This is a genomic window from Lysobacter luteus (assembly GCF_907164845.1).
Classification (GTDB): domain Bacteria; phylum Pseudomonadota; class Gammaproteobacteria; order Xanthomonadales; family Xanthomonadaceae; genus Novilysobacter; species Novilysobacter luteus.
Window position 1 is genome coordinate 1,481,468 of the sequence record NZ_OU015430.1, and the last position, 17,263, is coordinate 1,498,730.

Here is a 17,263-nt window from a genome sequence, read left to right on the forward strand (position 1 = left end):
CGTCTGGCTTGCTCAACTGGCCCCTTGTCTGAAGACGACCGCTTCTCCCGAGCGCGTTCTGCCTAATGCCGGCTCTGCGGTGAAAGCGACCGCCCCGCAGCAGGGCGGTTAGGGATGTTTATCGGGGGTAGGGAACGGCAGCTTCCGACCCAAAGCGATCAGCCGCGCGCTACCCGCAACACGGCTTCTGCTGCTGGATCGGAGGGCACGGCACCGTGCCGTATGAGCAGAACACGCAGCAGTCGCCTTTCTTCGGGCGCAGCATGGCGCCGCAGTTCGAACACTCGTAGAAGAACTGACACGCTGTCGTCGGCATGGTTTCAACGGCCCGGTGCCCGCATTCGGGGCACGTCAGGATGCTCTGCAGCGTCAACTCAGCCACCGTTCGCTCTCGCCTTGGCCGGGAAGCCGGCATCGCTGATCGCACGCGCGACGGCCGGGACTGTCACGCGCTCCGGGTCGAAGGTCACGGTGACGGTTGCCGCCTGTGTGTCGACGTGCTTGCCGGTCACGCCGGGCACTTTGTCGAGCGCCTTTTCAATCGTGATGCTGCAAGCCGGGCAGGTCATGTTCTCGACGTCCAGCACCACTTTTTTCGGCGTTGCCGCAGTCGCCAAGCCCAGCCACAGGGTTGCCGTCATGCCAATCAACAATATCTTGCGCATTGCTTACTCCTAGAGAAACCAGGTCACGTAGTAGGGGAACAGCAGCAACAACGCGATGAAGGTCGCGGCGATCCACAGCCAGCGCCGACGGCGTAGCAGCACGCGCGGATCGACGCATTCGCCGTCGGTGCGGCAGCGTGAAGGCGGGCCGTATAGATTCCAAAACGCCAGCGCCAGGCATAGCAACGTGGCCGCACTGAACCATGGCCGCCAGGCATCCAGGGCGGTCAGGTTCGCAATCCACGCCCCGCTGATGCCCATCAGCACCAGCGCCAGTGGCACAACACAACAGACCGACGCGCCGACGGCCGCGAGGGTCGCGCCAACAATGGCGGGGAGTGACGTCTTAGTGGGGTTTGTACTCATGGGTGCATACTAGTCTCCGTACCTAAGTACGGAGTCAAGCTGTGACGGCCAATTCATTCACGATCAGCCGGCTGGCGGCCTGCGCAGATGTGCATGTGGAAACCGTCCGCTACTACCAGCGCCGGGGCTTGCTGCCTGAGCCGGTGCGACCGGCGGGCGGGGTGCGTCGGTACGGGCAAGCGGAGGTGACCCGGCTTCAGTTCATCCGTCGGGCGCAGGCGATGGGCTTCACGCTCCAAGAAATTGCTGGTCTGCTGGAGGTCAAGGGCCGGCTCGCGTGCGAGCAGACCCGACAACTGACCGAGCGCAAGCTTGCTGATGTCCGTTTGCGGCTAGCCGAACTGCGACAGCTCGAAGGCGAACTTCTTGAGCTGATCTCCGAATGCAGCCAGGCCACTGCAGGCGACTGCTGCCCCACGCTCGATCTTCTGGGGCACGCTGGAGACCAAACAAAGAGCGTGCCTACACCCAGAGCGGCCCGGCGAACGCGAGTGCGGTAATGGACCGCTTGTGGCCGAGAGCGGACATCGGCAGGGCAGGGATTAGATCGATTTATCGGGGTAGGAAGAGCCGTTTTCGATCCGTTGCCATCATCTTGCGGGCCCACGGATGACGTACACGGGCCGCCCGCATCGCTGTGCCAAGCAGGCAAAGGACTCCTCGAGGATGCCGATTCGGCCCGTGACAGAAGTGTCACTGACGAACGGCAATCGGCGGCCACCCGCAGGGCGCAGAATCTAGCTGCTCAAGCGACGAGGGATATGACAAACCCGACGTCAACGCACAGTGTGAAGAGCTGCTGCCAAGCCTCGGGCCGAATCAGAAGCTCAAGCGAAAGAACCCAGAAGCGTTTCGGGAAAAGGTGGACCTCGCATGGCAGATGGCGTTCGACTGGGAATGCGTTGTTAGCGCTAGAACAGGTGCAACAAAATTCCGCGCAGCCTGCGGGAGGCATTGGGGCCACGTCCAGCGGCGCCGAACGCCCAAGGTTCCGACGTGGTCGGCGCGATGCCCACCTGGCTACCGAGAATTGCCCCTTAAACGTTGGACCCGGTTACGGGGCATTACAGGTCGCCTCAAGCTTCAGATGGTCGGAACTTCTGCGATCGGCGTTTGTGTCGGAGCGCGGCGCTCAGTGTTATCCGCCGATCCGCGATCGAAAAGTACCGCCGTATGGAGGCATCATGTCTACGGTTAAGCGGCGTGTTCTTGTCGCGGCTGCAAAATTCGGGGGTGTAATCCGGTGTCTACGCGAGAACGAGGCGACTCTTGACGCAAAAACGGGCGAGATCGCGCGTTTCCCGTGGCGAATCAAAGGAGTCAGTCATCAGAGGAGGCGCGGCATCCAGCACCGCCTGTTCTACGATTTCGCATAATGCATATTATGTAAGCAGTACAGATGCCGGAGTCCCAGATGCCTGAGTCCAACCTGCGATCACGCTGCGACGTGTCCGAGCTGTCGCCCCCCGTCAGGCCAACAACCGGGCTACCTCAACGAACAGCGCGTACATGATGATGCCGGTCGCGGCCCACCGGATCGGCGCCCGCCACGCGGGCCGCTTGTGCCCCGCGTAGATCAGGAGTGCGCCGCCAACCAGCGGAAACAGCGTCACGACCAGCCAAAGCTGCATGCTCATACCGATCCCCAATCATCCCTGTCACTCGACGGGCCACGGCCCACGCGCATCATAGCTGCCGGCGCCCCCGGGCTTCGCTTGAAGCAGGACACCTACTTGCAAGCCTCGTAGACGTCATCACCAAGCTTCTCAAGTTGCGCGAGCGTCAGTCGCTTGGTGCTTGCCTCTGCCCTGGATCGCCGGTTCCTGGCTGCCTCGCATTTGCGTGCATCGCGGTGTCCGCTGATGGCGCCGGCACCCCCGGAGCCACCACGATGGCGCTTGGCAAGTTTGCGCAGATACGCGGAATTGGCGCGTTCCCTGGCCTTGCGCGCTTCCAGATCCGGTACCGCAGGCGAACCGGCGTTCCATGAGCGGACGCTCCGCCCGTCAGTGCAGTCGCCCGACTGGTACGTGACGCCTCCGCGGTCGTCGACACACTTGTGGACGGACTGCGCGAAGACCGGCGTCCCCAACAACAGCAGCGGCAACGCAATGAGTGCGACGGGATTCATGGCATTCCTTTGCCGTGGAGGCTCGACAGCCTCGCCGATCGGCCGACCCGCCGGCATCGGTGAATGCCGCGCGTGGCACTCGGGAAATCGACTTCGGGCGGATCGCCAACGTTTACGCGGTGGCCTTGAGGACACTACGCTCGGGGTCCGGATACCACTGGAATGGCCATGAGACTCTCGTCCATCGCGGCAGCTTGCTGCCTCGCCATGTCTTTCGCTGCCGCCCGCGCGGCGACGCCACCCGCGGACGTCGCGGCGCTGCACGACATCGCGGTTGCGCCCTCCCCGGCCCGCATCGAGGCCGACATCCGCACGCTGGTCGGCTTCGGCACCCGCCACACCCTGTCGGAAACCGCATCCGACACACGCGGCATCGGGGCCGCGCGGCGCTGGATCAAAGCCGAGTTCGAGCGCATCTCGAAAGACTGCGGTGGCTGCCTGGAGGTCGTCACCGTCAGCGACACCGTGTCCGGCGAAACACGCATCCCCGATCCGGTCGAGGTCGTCAGCGTGATCGCCATCCAGCGTGGCTCGGCCGACCCCGACCGCGTCGTCATCATGAGTGGAGACATCGATTCGCGGGTGTCCGACGTCATGGACTCCACCTCCGACTCGCCCGGCGCCAATGACAACGCGTCCGGCATCGCCGGCACGCTCGAGGCGGCACGCGTGCTTTCCACGCATCGGTTCAACGGCACGATCGTCTACGCCGCGCTGGCCGGCGAGGAACAGGGCCTGTTCGGCGGCAGGATCCTGGCCGACCACGCCAAGGCCAAGGGCTGGCGCATCGAGGCGGTCCTCAACAACGACATGATCGGCAACATCGCCGGCATCAATGGCGTGGTCGACAACACCACCGCCCGGGTGTTCTCCGAAGGCACCCGCGTCACCGAGACGCCCGAGGAAGCCCGCGCCCGGCGGTTCACCGGCGGCGAAGTCGATTCGCCTTCGCGCAACCTCGCCCGGTACATCGACCGCATGGCCGACCGGTACGTCCCCAACCTCGAGGTGATGATGGTCTACCGGCTCGACCGCTTCGGTCGCGGCGGCCACCATCGGCCGTTCAACGACGTCGGCGCTCCGGCGGTGCGCGTGATGGAGACCAACGAGCACTACGACCGCCAGCACCAGGACCTGCGTACCGAGGACGGCGTGACCTACGGCGACACCCTCGACGGGGTCGACTTCGCCTATGCGGCCAAGCTGACGGCCCTGAATGCCGTCAGCCTTGCCGGGATGGCGTGGGCACCGCCGCCGCCGGCCGATGTCGGCATCGAGGGCGCGGTGACCGCCGACACGACGCTGCGCTGGACCCGACCACCGGCGACGCAGGCGCCAGGGCTGGCCGGCTACCGCATCCACTGGCGCCTCACCACCGAGCCGCAATGGACCCACAGCCGCTACGTCGGCAACGTGGACACCTACACCCTGGAGAACGTGGTCATCGACAACTACTTCTTCGGGGTGTCGGCGGTCGGCACCAATGGCGCGGAGAGCCCTGTCGTGTTCCCGGGGGCGGCGGGCAGCTTCGGCGGATACGCCCCCACGCCGTAGCGCTGCCCGAAAGTCCTCAGAGTGAAATCGGCACCCGCGCGGTCAAGGTCATGTCGGGCGTGTCGCGGGTGACGCCGACGCCGAGCGCGACGTTGAGGGTGTGGCGGTCGCTGAACCGGTAGGAAGCGCCGAGCAGCAACGTGCCAAGGGTGATACGCACCGCGCCGGGGGCGTCCGCACCGTTCTGTTGTGTCTTGCCGATGAAGCTGGCGTCGTAGCCGATGCTGATCGAGGCCTTCTCGTTGAGCGCCAGCCCCATTCCGAAGTTGAACCCCCAGATGTCGCCCGCCTCGACCTCGCCGATCGGCTCGGTGGCGGTCTGCGGGAACTCCGGCGGCGCGCCGGTCAGCACGGTGCGCGAGACCCCGTCGCGCTTGAAGTTGTGCAGGTAGCTCAGGCTCCCGAAGAACACCACGGGGTCCGACGGGAACAGCCAGGTCACGCCCGGCTGCAGCGATGAGAAGCCGCTGCCGGTCGGCAGCTCCAACGGCAACCCGGTGCCGGTGGCATTGGCGACGCAGCGCGTGACGCAGTCGGTCACCACTTCGAACGGATCCCGTCCGGTGCGGCTCTTGTAGCGCAGCCAGCCGACGTAGAACGCCTTGTCGGGCCCACCGCGGTTGAGTTGCATGCGTGCGGTGGCCTCGATGTCGCCCAGGCCCTTGCCGCTGGAGGTGAAGACATTCTCGACCGCCGTGCCGGTAAAGATCTCGCGGCTGACGGTGTCGCTGCTGCTGTAGACGTACGGCACCTTGGCTTCCAGCTCAAAGCGGTTGCCGATGCCCATCCGCCCGGTGAGCGCCGCGGTGCCGGTGCTGGTCTTGACTTGGCGGACATCGATGAGGCCGATCAGGATGGCCGGGATGATGGTGTAGCCGACCAGTGCGACGCGGTTGCTGGACGAGTAGCCGAACTGCAGCGACGGCTCGAGCACGAACGTACCCGACGGGGTCAGCACGCCCGGCTGGTCGAAGATCTGGGCGACCTCGGGCGGGCGCAGGTCCTGCTCCGGCGCACGGCCGACAGGTTGCGGGGGCGGCCGGTCGCCCTGCGCCACGGCGCGATCGACGGCGACGCCCTCGCCTGTTGCGTCGTCCTGTGTACCCGGTGCCGCCTGTGCAGCCACGGCCGCGGCCAGCATCGCCGTGGCGGACGCGGCGGGATCGCTCGCGGCGACACCCTGCCCCGCTCCATCCCCTGTGCCGCGCGCCCGGGTGCTGGCCAGCCGCTCCAGGTCGAGTGCCCGTTGCAGCTCGGACACGTTGCGTTCCTGCGCGGCCAGTTGGTCGCGCAACTGGTCCAGCCGCGCGCTCTGGGCGTTGACCTGTTGCTGCAGCGTGTCCAGCCGCGTGTCCGACCCCGCGCTCTGCGCCCGTACCTCGCCGGCAATCGCCAGCGACAGGCAGTTGGCGATCACCACCATGGCAATGGTGGTGCACCCCTTGTGGTTGTCCATCGGTTGGCCTGTCCTTGCTTCGGGGGTCTCAGGGCGAGCCGGGCGCCCGGTTCAGGGCGTCCTGCAGCGCCGCGTTTGCGTTGAGGTGCTGGAACATCCCCAGCGTCCCGACGCCGACGTCGAGCGTGGTCAACGTGAGGATGTCCTGCCCGTCCAGGGTGTTCTGGATCACCACGCCGTCTACCGCGCCTGATGGAGCGAACGTGTTGCCGCCCCCGATCTGGACGAGCATCCCCTGTTTCATTTCTGCAAGGTCCTGCGCCTGCTCCGGGGTCATCGCGCTGACGTCCGGGATCTGGACGCTGGCTTGTGCGACCAGCGTGCCGTTCACGTACACCAGCCGCTCGATGCCGAACGACAGCACAAGCCCGGATGGCAGCTGGAAGCCGCCCCGCATGTGGTCCAGGCGCTCCGCGCTTACCGCCACCCACTCCGGCCCAAGGGCCCCGCTCCCCTCGCCCGCTCCTGCGCCTCCGCAGGCCAAGGCCAATGCCAGCAGTGCGACTGCGCGCCTGCATGCGTCCATCAGCTGTCTCCCGGTCCGAACTTGGGAATGACGATGTCGCCGAGACCCCGCCGGCCGATGCCGGACTGCAGTGGTGCTGGCGGCGCGGTGCGCCAGTCGACGGGCTGGTTGAATCCGGCCAGCTCGCGCCGGTTGTGGATCACGAACAACACGCCGTTGTCCCATAGCGCCTCGAAGCGCTCGCGCGACATCGCCCGGGTGCCGCGGGCCGGGTCGCCCAGCAGCACGCGGCCGTCGCGCACGCCCTTGACCACCACGAAGTGCCGGTAGCCGCGGTCGTTGAGCAACACGATCGCGGGCAGGCCTTCTTCTTCCAGTTCGTCGAGCGGCAATTCGAAGCCGTCGGCGGCAAACCCCAGCGACTCCAGATAACGCCGCATGTCCAGCAGCGAGAACCCTTCCGCGCGGATCTTGCGGCGGTCGCCATCGCGGTACATCTGCACGAACACGTCCTGCTCGCTCACCGCGTGGCCGTACTGGTAGGTCAGCAGGGTTGCGGTCGCCGCCGAGCCGCAACTGAAGTCGTACTGCTGCGGCACCGTCGTCGCGTAGCGTGCTTCCTTGAGGCTGGTGACCTTGAGCGTGTAGGCGCCTCCATGCGGGGTGCGCACGCCCAGCGACGACGCCCCCGCCGGCCCCGGCAGGGCCATGGCCAGGAGCACGGGAGCCGCGAGTACCGCAAGCCGCTTCACAGGCCGGGGTCCGCAAACTGCACGTTGACCACGGTCGCGTTCTGGATCAGCACGTTGGAGCCACTGTTCTGGATCGCCGTGTTGATGCCGCTCGCATTGGAGAAGGCATCCCCGGAGAGCGTGTTGTTGCCGCTGATGATGTTCTCTGCGTGGTTGTCGGTGACCTCGCCATTGGTGCGCGCGGTGTTCTCGACCAGGTCGAGCTGCACCCCGTCGCCACCGCGCAGGCCGTCCAGGCCGCCGGCGTCGAGCGCGATGCCAAGGCCCTCGACCGTGGTGGGGGCAGATGCAGCCGCTGGCGCGCCAGGGTCGCCGGGGGTAGCCAGTGCGGGCATCGCAAGGCACGAGGCGGCGACCAGGGTCACCAGTCCCCGGCCGGGACGCAGGAAAGGATTGGGGCGCATGTGCTTACTCCTGGGCGGGCGCCGATGCACGAGGGCGGCAGCGTCGCCGCTGCCGCCTGCCGGGCTGCCCGCTGGCAGCTGTGGGTCCCGCGCCCCGGATCACGGGACGCGGGCGTTGGGGCCGTTACTGACCGACGGTCAGGTTGGCCTGCACGGTGACCGCCTGCTGGATCAGCGAGGCCGCGCCACTGTTCTGCGCCACCACCATGATGCCGGCCGCCGCATTGGCCGAGCCGTTCATGTGGTTGGACATGTCGAAGCTGCCGGCGTCGTTGGCGATCGAGCCGCCATCGCCGCCACGGCCGCCGTCGCCACCGTTGCCGTTGCCGCCGTTGCCGTCGCCGCCCCTCCCTGCGCCGCCGTCACCGCCGCGGCCGGTCGTGGCCACCGCGTTGCCGCTCGAGCCGGAGTCGCTGGCGTCGGCGTCGCCCGAATCGGCGCTTGCCGTGGCCGAGGAATCGGCATCACCCGAGTCCGAAGCCGAGTCGGAAGTCGCATCGGCGTCGGCATCAGCGTCGCCGTTGTTGTCCTCCAGGGCCGCCGCGATCGCCGCAGCGATCGAACCGGACGCGGCGTCGCTGTCGGAATCGGCATCCGCATCGGCGTCCGTGTCGCCGCTGTCGGCTGACGCGCCGCCCAACCGGACGCTGGCCGCGATCGAATCGCCGCTGTCGGCGCCATCGCCGCCATCACCGTCGCCACCATCGCCGCCACCGCCAAAGCCCCAGCCGCCACCGCCGCCGTCACCACCGTCGGCATCGCCCGCGTTGGCCGCGACATTGCCGATGTTGCCCACGCCTACGCCGCTGACCGACCCGTTGAGCTCGGTCGATGCGATCGCGATGTTGGTGTTGAACGAGCTTTCCCAGTTTGCGGTCGCGTTGCTGTGGTTGTTGGCCGCTGCGTTGCCCAGGCCGTCGGCGTTGGCTTCGCCGTCGTTGTTGCGGTCGTCGCCGCTGTGATCGTCGGTCTGCGAGGCGTCGAGGTCCAGCGCGAGGTCGAGCGTGGTGCTCTCGTCGTTGTAGCTGTCGTCGATGTCCTGGTCGAGGTCGCCATTACCGGCTTCGTCAGCTGACTGGGCCCAGGCGGGTGAGGTGAAACCAAGCGCCAGGAAGACTGCTGACGCCACCAGTGTTTTACGAATGCGCATGTCGTTCTCCTTCGAAAGGCGCCGGCCGGATGCAGGGGGGTGCCTCCGCAGCGGCGCACAGTTGGATACGCATGAGCGATGCCAGCGCCGGCAGAACAGCGGCCAGGCGTTGGTAGTGCTGGCGATCAGGTGCTTCCGCCGGGGTCAGGGGGATGTGGACGCGTCGCGCACGCGTCGTGGCGTGCCGGAACGATTCAATCCTGCAACCTGACGTGTCTCGTCACCCGTTACGGATGCTGGTTGGCAGGCCGCAGCCGTGAGGCCTGCAGGACTGGCGGGGGCCGTTCATGCCGACGTTTCCAAATCGACACGCTAATTGGCGTTCCGGTTTAAGGCGTGTTTCGGGTGTCTTAAAAATCAATGACTTGAAGACTATTTATCAACGATTGTCTAGGTATCAGCCCAGCTACCGCTTGGCGATGCCGCTACGCCCCGCCGCGCGCCTTCTCGCGGGCTTCACGCAGGCGAGCGAGTTTTTCACCCAGCTTGATCTCCAGCCCGCGGTTGACCGGCCGGTAGTAGGTCCGCTCGCCCATCGCGTCGGGAAAACCGGTCTGGTCCAGCGCGATGCCGCCTTCGGCCTCGTGGTCGTACTGGTAACCCTTGGCGTAGCCGAGCTGTTTCATCAGCTTGGTAGGCGCATTGCGCAGGTGCAGCGGCACCTCCTGGGTGCCGTGCTCGACCACGTCGCGCCGCGCTGCCTTGTAGGCGACGTAGGCGGCGTTGGACTTGGCCGTGGTGGCCAGGTAGATCGCCAGTTGCGCGAGGGCGAGTTCGCCCTCGGGGCTGCCGAGTCGTTCGTAGGTGTCCCACGCTTCGATCGCCATCGTCTGTGCGCGCGGGTCGGCCAGGCCGATGTCCTCGGTGGCCATCCGGGTCAGCCGCCGGGCGAGGTAGACCGGATCGCAGCCACCGTCGAGCATGCGCGCGAGCCAGTACAACGCCGCGTCGGGGTTGGAACTGCGCACCGACTTGTGCAGTGCCGATATCTGGTCGTAGAACTGCTCGCCGCCCTTGTCGAAGCGACGCGTGCGGTCGGCCAGCACCTGCGTGAGGGTGGCTTCGGTGACGGTGCCCGACTCGCCCAGCGCCAGCTCGGCGGCGATCTCCAGCAACGTCAGTCCACGCCGGACGTCGCCGTCGGCGGCACCGGCGATCTGCAACAGCGCCTCTCCGGACACGTCGAGCCCCTGCCCGCCGAGGCCCCGCTCCTCATCGGCCAGTGCCCGCCGCAACGCCTCGGCGATGTCGTCCGCCGACACCGCCTCCATCACGTGCACCCGGCAACGCGAGAGCAGCGCGGAGTTGAGCTCGAACGACGGGTTCTCGGTGGTGGCGCCGACGAACAGGATCGTCCCGCGTTCGATGTGCGGGAGGAACGCATCCTGCTGGGCCTTGTTGAACCGGTGCACCTCGTCGACGAACAGCACCGTCCGGCGGCCATTGGCGAAGCGCTCGGCGGCTTCGGCCAGCACCACGCGCACGTCCGGCAACCCCGACAGAACCGCGGAGATGGCGCGGAATTCCGCGTCGGCGTACTTGGCCAGCAACAGCGCCAGGGTGGTCTTGCCGCAGCCCGGCGGCCCCCACAGGATCATCGAGTGCACCCGGCCGGCTTCCACCGCCCGCCGCAGGGCGGAGCCGGGGGCGAGCAAACGCCGCTGGCCAACCATCTCGTCGAGCGTCTGCGGGCGCATGCGCTCGGCCAGCGGACGCAGTGCGTCGCTGGCGGGGTCGCTGCCGAGCAGGTCGGAACCGGGGGTGGGGGTGTTGCGACGCGCCACGGGGTCGGTCATCCGGAGGAGAACCGACACGATAGCGAAGGCGCGCCCGAAGGCGAAGGCATCGGGATGCGCGGAATGATCAGCCCACGTGGCTGCCAGATCCCGGTTGCGGGATCAGCGGGCTGCGACCGCGGGCTCGGCCTCATCCGCCCAGTTGGACGTGGTCCCGAGTTCGTAATCCAGCCGCACCCAGTCACCGGAGCTGCGGTCATACAGTGCCCGGACCTGCGCCGGGGTGGTGCCCTCCCCCGCGAATTCGGCCGTACCCATCGCTTCCACCTGGAGGAAGCGGCCGCCGGCGCTCGCGGCAGTCACGCGGGTGGTCACCAGCTCCACCGCCTGGCTTGAGAACTCCGCGTCGAGCGCGGCATTGACATGCGCGTCCAGTTCGGCAGCCAGCTGGGAATCGAGCGGGACCGGGTCCGACGCCGGGTCCGGGTCGCCCAGACGCAGGGCCGGCACGCCGGCTGTGGCCGTCTCGGTGTCGTAGAGAACATCGAACTGGAACGCGACCCATTCGTCGTCGCCGCCGATGCGGAGCCGGCCTTCACCGGTAACGGTGCGGTCGCGGATGCTGGCGGGCATGACCGCGACCTCGTCCAGACGCACCTCGACCTTGCGCTCACCAAACTCCGTCGCAACTGCGCCGATCACCGCTGCCGCCACGGCGGCATCCATCGACTGGTCGCCCTCGATGCGCGAATCGGGGGCGGTATCCCGCGCCTGCGCGTGCACCCAGTTCGGGCCGGTTGCAGGCTTCTGGGCGATGGCGACCGAGGTCAGCACGCCAGCGGACGCCATCATGGCGACGAGGACGGATTTGCGAAGAAGGTGACGGTGCATTGCGGGTTCCTGCGGCGCCGGGACGTGGCGCATGGACCGCACTGTGGACGCGGCACCGTCGAGGGGCCGTGATCCCAAGTCATTGAAAATGAACGGATCATGTTCATGACCCCGCACACGACTGGAGATGCCGCGCCGCAAACGAAAACGGCGAGGAAGCCCTCGCCGTTTCCCACGCCACGCGCGTGCTGTTCAGCCGCCGCCGATCACGTCCACGCCCTTGGCCGGGGTGTACTTGAAGGTATCCGCTGCAAAGCGGGGATTGCGCTGCCAACCGGTAAACCGGATTTCCGTGCGCTGGCCGATTGCGTCCACCACCTCCATCTTCACCAGGGCGGCTTCATCGAAGCCCAACCGGGCGCTGCGGAAACTGGCTTCCTGGCCGTCCCGCGGGGTCAGCTTGAGCCAGGACACGCCGTTGGCTTCGCCGCTCTCCTCCACCTGGAACATGGCGTCCAGCCGCGCAGGCTCGAACAGCGCCGCAAGCGGGCTGCTCTGCTCTTCGATCCCCTGCTCGCGCACGGTCACCTGGGCGAGATCCGGGTCGTAGATCCACACCTTCTTGCCGTCCGCGACGATCAACTGCGGATACGGCTTGGTGTACTCCCAGCGGAACAGGCGCGGGACCGACAGTTGCACTTCACCGCTGGAGGTCTCCTTGAGCTTGCCCTGCGAGGTATACACCTGCTGCACGAACTGCCCATCCAGGCCCTTCAGGCCCTTGGTGAAGGTGTCGAGGTCGTCGCGGGCACCGGCAAAGGCACTGCCGGCAGTGACGGCGCACAACAGCAGGCCGGTGGTCCAGCGGGTCATCTGCTTCATTCAATCGGTCTCCGATCAGCGTGGTCGCAGTGTGTGGGGACGAAGCTGAACGGGTGTTCGATGCCGGAGACGTCCGTTCACCTGCGCCCGTCGCCCCCTAGTCGCGTGGCGGCGGCGGGGCCAGCACGCTGCGGTCGCCGTTGTGTTCGGCCGGCGACACGACTCCGGCAGCCTCCATTGCCTCTACCAGCCGGGCGGCCCGGTTGTAGCCGATCTTGAGCCGGCGCTGCACGCCGGAGATCGACGCGCGACGGGTCTCGGTCACCACGCGCACCGCCTCGTCGTACAGCGGGTCCGACTCATCGCCGGCACTGGCGCTCTCGGGCAGGCCGGTGGCACCGACGACCACACCGTCGCCCATGGTCTGTACGTCCTCAAGCACGCCCTCGATGTAATCGGGCTTGCCGCCGACCTGCTTGAGGTGCTCGACCACCCGGTGCACTTCCTCGTCCGACACGAACGCGCCATGCACGCGCTCGGGCATCGCCGTGCCCGGCGGCAGGTACAGCATGTCGCCGTTGCCCAGCAGCGCCTCGGCGCCGGACTGGTCGAGGATGGTCCGCGAATCGATCTTGCTCGACACCTGGAACGCGATGCGGGTCGGGATGTTGGCCTTGATCAGGCCGGTGATGACGTCGACCGAGGGACGCTGGGTCGCGAGGATCAGGTGGATGCCGGCCGCGCGCGCCTTCTGCGCCAGCCGCGCGATCAGCTCCTCCACCTTCTTGCCGACGATCATCATCATGTCGGCGAATTCGTCGATGAAGATGACGATGTGCGGCAGCGGCTCCAGCTGCGGCGGCGCCTCGTCGATGTCGGGGTTGGGCTTGAACAGCGGGTCCAGCATCGGCTGGCCGGCCTCGATCGCGTCGCGCACCTTCTTGTTGAACCCGGCAAGGTTGCGCACGCCGACGGTCGACATCAGCTTGTAGCGGCGCTCCATCTCGGCCACGCACCAGCGCAGGCCGTTGGCGGCCTCCTTCATGTCGGTCACGACCGGCGCAAGCAGGTGCGGGATGCCCTCGTAGACGCTCAGCTCGAGCATCTTGGGGTCGATCATCAGCATCCGCAGGTCCTTCGCAGAGGCCTTGTAGAGCAGGCTCAGGACCATCGCGTTGACGGCCACGGACTTGCCCGAGCCGGTGGTGCCGGCCACAAGCAGGTGCGGCATGCGCGCCAGGTCGGCTACCGTCGGGCGGCCGGAAATGTCCTTGCCCAGCGCCAGCGTCAGCGGGCTGTGGGACTTGTCGTACTCCTTGGACCGCAGGAGTTCGGACAGGTAGATCATTTCGCGCTGGGTGTTCGGCGTTTCCAGGCCGATGACCGACTTGCCGGGGATCACGTCGACCACGCGCACCGACTTCACCGACAGGCCGCGGGCGATATCCTTGTCGAGCGAGCTGATCTGGCTGACCTTGATGCCTGGTGCCGGCTCGATCTCGAAACGGGTGATCACCGGCCCGGGGTAGGCACCGACCACGTTGGCGTCGATGCGGAAGTCCTTGAGCTTGAACTCGATCTGGCGCGACAGCGTTTCCAGCGTCTCGGGGCTGTAGCCCTTGGGCTGCGGTTTGGGGTCGTCGAGGAGCGCCAGCGGCGGGATGCCGGTGCCGTCACCAACGTGGAACAGCGGGATCTGCTGCTCGCGCTTGGCCCGGTCGCTCTTCTCGACCGTTGCAGGTGCCGGCGGCTCGATCTTGACCGGCGCCCGCTTCGCCCGCAGCTCGGTGTCGACCTTGCGGACCTCCTCGCGCTCCTCGCGCATCGCGCGGGTCTGCTGCCATTCGGTCGCCTGGCGGCTGCCGCGCCGGAACAGCCGCGACAGCACCGGGCCAAGGGCAAGCACCCACTGGCCGATCCGGTCCATCACGGTGAACCAGGAAATGCCGGTGGCCAGCGTCACCGACACCAGCAGCAACGCCAGCAGGAACAGATTGCCGCCGACCGGACCGAAGCCGCTGTACAGCGAGCGCCCGACCAGCTGGCCCAGGATGCCGCCCGCTCCCGCCGAGAAATCGAGCACCGGTCCGATCCGCAGTTGCAGCAGTCCGGTGGCCGACACCAGGAACCCGACGATGCCCACCAGCCGCAGGGCCGGCCCGAACTCGGCATCCTCGTCGACGTCGGCGTCGGCCCGGAACAGCGCGATCCACGCAATCAGGCCCAGCACCACCGGCAGCAGGAACGCCACGTAGCCGGTCAGATACAGCAGGATGTCGGCCAGCCATGCGCCAACCTGCCCGCCGCGGTTGTGCAGCGGCGCCGTGACGCTCCCGGACTGCGACCAGCTCGGGTCGGTCGGGGAAAAGGTGACCAGGCACACCAGCAGGTACAGCAGCAACGGCGCGATGAGGATCAGCGCGATGTCGCGGGTCAGCCGCTGACGGCGCGTCGAGGGCTCGGCGCGGGTCTGGTCGGGGGTCTTTTTCCTGCGGGTTGCGGTCGAGGCTTGCGCCACCGTAATGCTCTGCCTTAGCTAGATAACGTTAGTCATTGAATATACGTATTAAACGACCAACGCGACAGCGGACCCGCCGGCGCCGTCCCAGGCGGGGCGGGTCGCAACCGTTCTACAGCTTCATGTCCATCAGCGCCGGATGGACCAACTTGCCGCCTTCAACGTTGATGCCGCGCGCCAGCGCGGGGTCGTCACGCCAGGCGCCACCGGCCGCGAGCCGGTTGACCCACGGCAGGATCGCCGCGCAGATGGCCTGCGAGCTGGTCTGCGGCACCGAGCCGGGCATGTTGGTCACGCAGAAGTGGGTCACGCCCTCCTCCACGTAGGTCGGCTCCTTCCAGGTGGTCGGGCGCGAGGTCTCGAAGCAACCACCCTGGTCGATCGAGATGTCCACCACCACGCTGCCATCCTGCATGCCCTTCAGCATTTCGCGGGTCAGCACGCGCGGCGCCTTGGCACCGGTCACCAGCACGGCACCGACCACCAGGTCGGCCGAGGCGACCTCGCGGGCCACGACGTCGTGGTACGGGTAGAGCGCGGTGACGTTGGGGCCCAGCGCCATCATCTCGTCCATGCGATCGGTCCGCATCTCGAACACCGTGACGTTGGCGCCACCGGCCGCGGCCAGTGCCGCCGCGGCGCCACCCGCCTTGCCGGCGCCGAACACCACCACCTTGCCGCGCTCGGTCGACGGCAGGCCGCCGAGCAGCTTGCCCTTGCCGCCCTGCGGCTGGTGCAGCAGCGTTGTGCCGACCTGGGTGGCGATCTTGCCGGCGATGATCGACATCGGGGCCAGCAGCGGCAGGTCGCCGTTGGGCAGCTCGACGGTCTCGAAGGCGACGGCGGTCAGGCCGATGTCGAGCAGCCGGCGGGTCAGCTCCGGCTCGGCCGCCAGGTGCAGGTAGCAGAAAAGCAGGTGGTCCTTGCGCAGGTGCTGCAGGTCGCCGGCGATCGGCTCCTTCACCTTCACGATCATCTCGGACTTGCCGTAGAGCTCAGCGGCGTCGGCGGCGATGTTCACGCCCAGGCGGACGTACTCGTCATCGCTGAAGCCGCTCTTGATGCCGGCGTCCTTCTCCAGCCAGACCTCGTGGCCACGCTTGACCAGGTCGCCGGCGGCGGCCGGTACGAGCGCGACGCGCCCTTCGAGGGTCTTGGTTTCCTTCGGTACACCGATACGCATTGCGCTGCTCTCCGCTATGCCAGAAAAAAACGCCGCGTCGGAGCGGCGTCTGGCCAGGTTGTGTGGGTTCCCGGTCCGTCGTCGATGCCACGGCGCTGAAACACTGCGTCCGTGGAAGCTGCCTTGTTTTGCCGGGACGCCGCCGCCAAGCTATGGCTCGAGCCGGCCGCGGTCGCCACTGGTAGTGCCAGTGCACCGCGGCCTTGTTTTCGCGCCCCAAGGCGCGTCCCGCTATCGCCGCGATTATACCCATGACCCCAAGCAAGCACGCCCGCCTGATCATCCTCGGCTCCGGCCCCGCCGGCTGGACTTCGGCGGTCTACGCCGCCCGCGCCAACCTCAAGCCGCTGGTGATCACCGGCCTGCAGATGGGCGGCCAGCTGATGACCACCACCGAGGTCGACAACTGGCCGGGCGACGCCCATGGCCTGATGGGGCCCGACCTGATGGCGCGGATGCAGGCCCACGCCGAGCGGTTCGACACCGAGGTCGTGTTCGACCACATCCACAGCGCCGACCTGTCCAGGCGCCCGTTCCGGCTGACCGGCGACAACGGCGAGTACACCTGTGACGCGCTGGTCATCGCCACCGGCGCCAGCGCCAAGTACCTGGGGATCGAGTCCGAGCAGAAGTACATGGGCAAGGGCGTGTCGGCCTGCGCGACCTGCGACGGCTTCTTCTACAAGGAGCAGGACGTGGCGGTGATCGGCGGCGGCAACACCGCGGTCGAAGAGGCCCTGTACCTGTCCAACATCGCCCGCAAGGTTTACCTGGTGCACCGCCGCGACAGCCTGCGCGCCGAGAAGATCCTGCAGGACAAGCTGTTCGCCAAGGCGCAGGCCGGCAAGATCGAGCTGGTCTGGGACCACACCGTCGACGAGGTCCTCGGCGACGACAGCGGCGTCACCGGCATGCGGCTGCGCTCGACCAGGGACAACGCCACCCGGGAGATCCCGGTCAACGGCTTCTTCGTCGCGATCGGCCATACCCCGAACACATCGCTGTTCGAGGGCCAGCTGGAGATGAAGAACGGCTACCTGCAGATCACCTCCGGGCTTGCCGGCAACGCGACCCAGACGTCGGTCGAGGGCGTGTTCGCCGCAGGCGACGTCGCCGACCAGGTCTACCGCCAGGCCATCACCTCGGCCGGCTTTGGTTGCATGGCAGCGCTGGACGCGGAGAAGTTCCTCGACCAGGGCGAGTGACCGCCCTGCCGCGCGGATTGCTCC

The 17,263-nt window shown here is 67.3% G+C and carries 18 protein-coding genes; 3 read left to right on the forward strand and 15 right to left on the reverse strand.

The window, feature by feature from the left end; translation table 11 throughout:
* Positions 1 to 169 precede the first annotated feature (169 nt).
* The 3 genes from KOD61_RS13000 to KOD61_RS06935 are packed head-to-tail and all read right to left on the reverse strand — an operon-like array spanning position 170 to position 1,031.
* Positions 170 to 415, reverse strand: coding sequence for a GDCCVxC domain-containing (seleno)protein (locus KOD61_RS13000; RefSeq protein WP_407074535.1), 246 nt, complete (start codon positions 413 to 415; stop codon positions 170 to 172).
* Positions 375 to 665: a heavy-metal-associated domain-containing protein gene (locus tag KOD61_RS06930; RefSeq protein ID WP_251370541.1), complete on the reverse strand. Its 291-nt coding sequence runs from the start codon at positions 663 to 665 to the stop codon at positions 375 to 377. Before KOD61_RS06930 ends, KOD61_RS13000 begins: the two co-directional genes overlap by 41 nt.
* A gap of 9 nt (positions 666 to 674) precedes the next feature.
* Positions 675 to 1,031, reverse strand: a complete 357-nt coding sequence (locus tag KOD61_RS06935) for a mercuric transporter MerT family protein (protein ID WP_215218002.1) — start codon at positions 1,029 to 1,031, stop codon at positions 675 to 677.
* A 41-nt stretch (positions 1,032 to 1,072) separates the two neighbouring features.
* Here KOD61_RS06935 and KOD61_RS06940 point away from each other — a divergent pair, with 41 nt between their 5' ends.
* Positions 1,073 to 1,531 carry a MerR family transcriptional regulator gene (locus tag KOD61_RS06940; RefSeq protein ID WP_215218003.1) on the forward strand — a complete coding sequence of 153 codons (459 nt, stop codon included), beginning with the start codon at positions 1,073 to 1,075 and terminating at the stop codon, positions 1,529 to 1,531.
* A 969-nt stretch (positions 1,532 to 2,500) separates the two neighbouring features.
* Here KOD61_RS06940 and KOD61_RS06945 read toward each other — a convergent pair.
* Together KOD61_RS06945 and KOD61_RS06950 are read right to left on the reverse strand one after the other, a co-directional pair.
* Positions 2,501 to 2,662, reverse strand: a complete 162-nt coding sequence (locus tag KOD61_RS06945; RefSeq protein ID WP_215218004.1) for a hypothetical protein — start codon at positions 2,660 to 2,662, stop codon at positions 2,501 to 2,503.
* 98 nt (positions 2,663 to 2,760) lie between these two features.
* The gene (locus tag KOD61_RS06950; RefSeq protein ID WP_215218005.1) at positions 2,761 to 3,162 is read right to left on the reverse strand and encodes a DUF4124 domain-containing protein; all 402 of its coding nucleotides are present in this window, start codon (positions 3,160 to 3,162) and stop codon (positions 2,761 to 2,763) included.
* Between the two features lie 207 nt (positions 3,163 to 3,369).
* On the opposite strand from KOD61_RS06950, the gene KOD61_RS06955 reads away from it, so the two are divergent.
* On the forward strand, positions 3,370 to 4,716 hold the full coding sequence (locus KOD61_RS06955; RefSeq protein WP_251370542.1) for a M28 family metallopeptidase: 1,347 nt from the start codon (positions 3,370 to 3,372) through the stop codon (positions 4,714 to 4,716).
* 16 nt (positions 4,717 to 4,732) lie between these two features.
* On the opposite strand, the gene KOD61_RS06960 is transcribed toward KOD61_RS06955, so the two are convergent.
* The 10 genes from KOD61_RS06960 to ald all read right to left on the reverse strand — a co-directional run bounded on the left by KOD61_RS06960 (position 4,733) and on the right by ald (position 16,034).
* Positions 4,733 to 6,172, reverse strand: coding sequence for an autotransporter outer membrane beta-barrel domain-containing protein (locus KOD61_RS06960; protein ID WP_215218007.1), 1,440 nt, complete (start codon positions 6,170 to 6,172; stop codon positions 4,733 to 4,735).
* A gap of 28 nt (positions 6,173 to 6,200) precedes the next feature.
* Positions 6,201 to 6,599, reverse strand: coding sequence for a hypothetical protein (locus KOD61_RS06965; protein ID WP_215218008.1), 399 nt, complete (start codon positions 6,597 to 6,599; stop codon positions 6,201 to 6,203).
* A gap of 98 nt (positions 6,600 to 6,697) precedes the next feature.
* Positions 6,698 to 7,348: a C39 family peptidase gene (locus tag KOD61_RS06970; protein ID WP_215218009.1), complete on the reverse strand. Its 651-nt coding sequence runs from the start codon at positions 7,346 to 7,348 to the stop codon at positions 6,698 to 6,700.
* 38 nt (positions 7,349 to 7,386) lie between these two features.
* On the reverse strand, positions 7,387 to 7,794 hold the full coding sequence (locus KOD61_RS06975; protein WP_215218010.1) for a hypothetical protein: 408 nt from the start codon (positions 7,792 to 7,794) through the stop codon (positions 7,387 to 7,389).
* A gap of 124 nt (positions 7,795 to 7,918) precedes the next feature.
* Positions 7,919 to 8,944 (reverse strand): hypothetical protein, encoded by a 1,026-nt coding sequence (locus KOD61_RS06980; protein WP_215218011.1) that lies wholly within the window; start codon positions 8,942 to 8,944, stop codon positions 7,919 to 7,921.
* A 425-nt stretch (positions 8,945 to 9,369) separates the two neighbouring features.
* Positions 9,370 to 10,740: a replication-associated recombination protein A gene (locus tag KOD61_RS06985; RefSeq protein ID WP_215218012.1), complete on the reverse strand. Its 1,371-nt coding sequence runs from the start codon at positions 10,738 to 10,740 to the stop codon at positions 9,370 to 9,372.
* Between the two features lie 102 nt (positions 10,741 to 10,842).
* Positions 10,843 to 11,571: a hypothetical protein gene (locus KOD61_RS06990; protein ID WP_215218013.1), complete on the reverse strand. Its 729-nt coding sequence runs from the start codon at positions 11,569 to 11,571 to the stop codon at positions 10,843 to 10,845.
* Positions 11,572 to 11,763: 192 nt separating this feature from the next.
* Complete coding sequence (lolA, locus tag KOD61_RS06995) at positions 11,764 to 12,393, reverse strand: outer membrane lipoprotein chaperone LolA (protein ID WP_215218014.1); 630 nt, start codon at positions 12,391 to 12,393, stop codon at positions 11,764 to 11,766.
* A gap of 97 nt (positions 12,394 to 12,490) precedes the next feature.
* Positions 12,491 to 14,851, reverse strand: a complete 2,361-nt coding sequence (locus KOD61_RS07000; RefSeq protein WP_251370543.1) for a DNA translocase FtsK — start codon at positions 14,849 to 14,851, stop codon at positions 12,491 to 12,493.
* A gap of 112 nt (positions 14,852 to 14,963) precedes the next feature.
* Positions 14,964 to 16,034, reverse strand: coding sequence for an alanine dehydrogenase (gene ald / locus KOD61_RS07005; RefSeq protein WP_215218015.1), 1,071 nt, complete (start codon positions 16,032 to 16,034; stop codon positions 14,964 to 14,966).
* Between the two features lie 251 nt (positions 16,035 to 16,285).
* Between ald and trxB the strand changes: the two genes are divergently transcribed.
* Positions 16,286 to 17,239 carry a thioredoxin-disulfide reductase gene (gene trxB / locus KOD61_RS07010; RefSeq protein ID WP_215218016.1) on the forward strand — a complete coding sequence of 318 codons (954 nt, stop codon included), beginning with the start codon at positions 16,286 to 16,288 and terminating at the stop codon, positions 17,237 to 17,239.
* Positions 17,240 to 17,263: the final 24 nt, after the last annotated feature.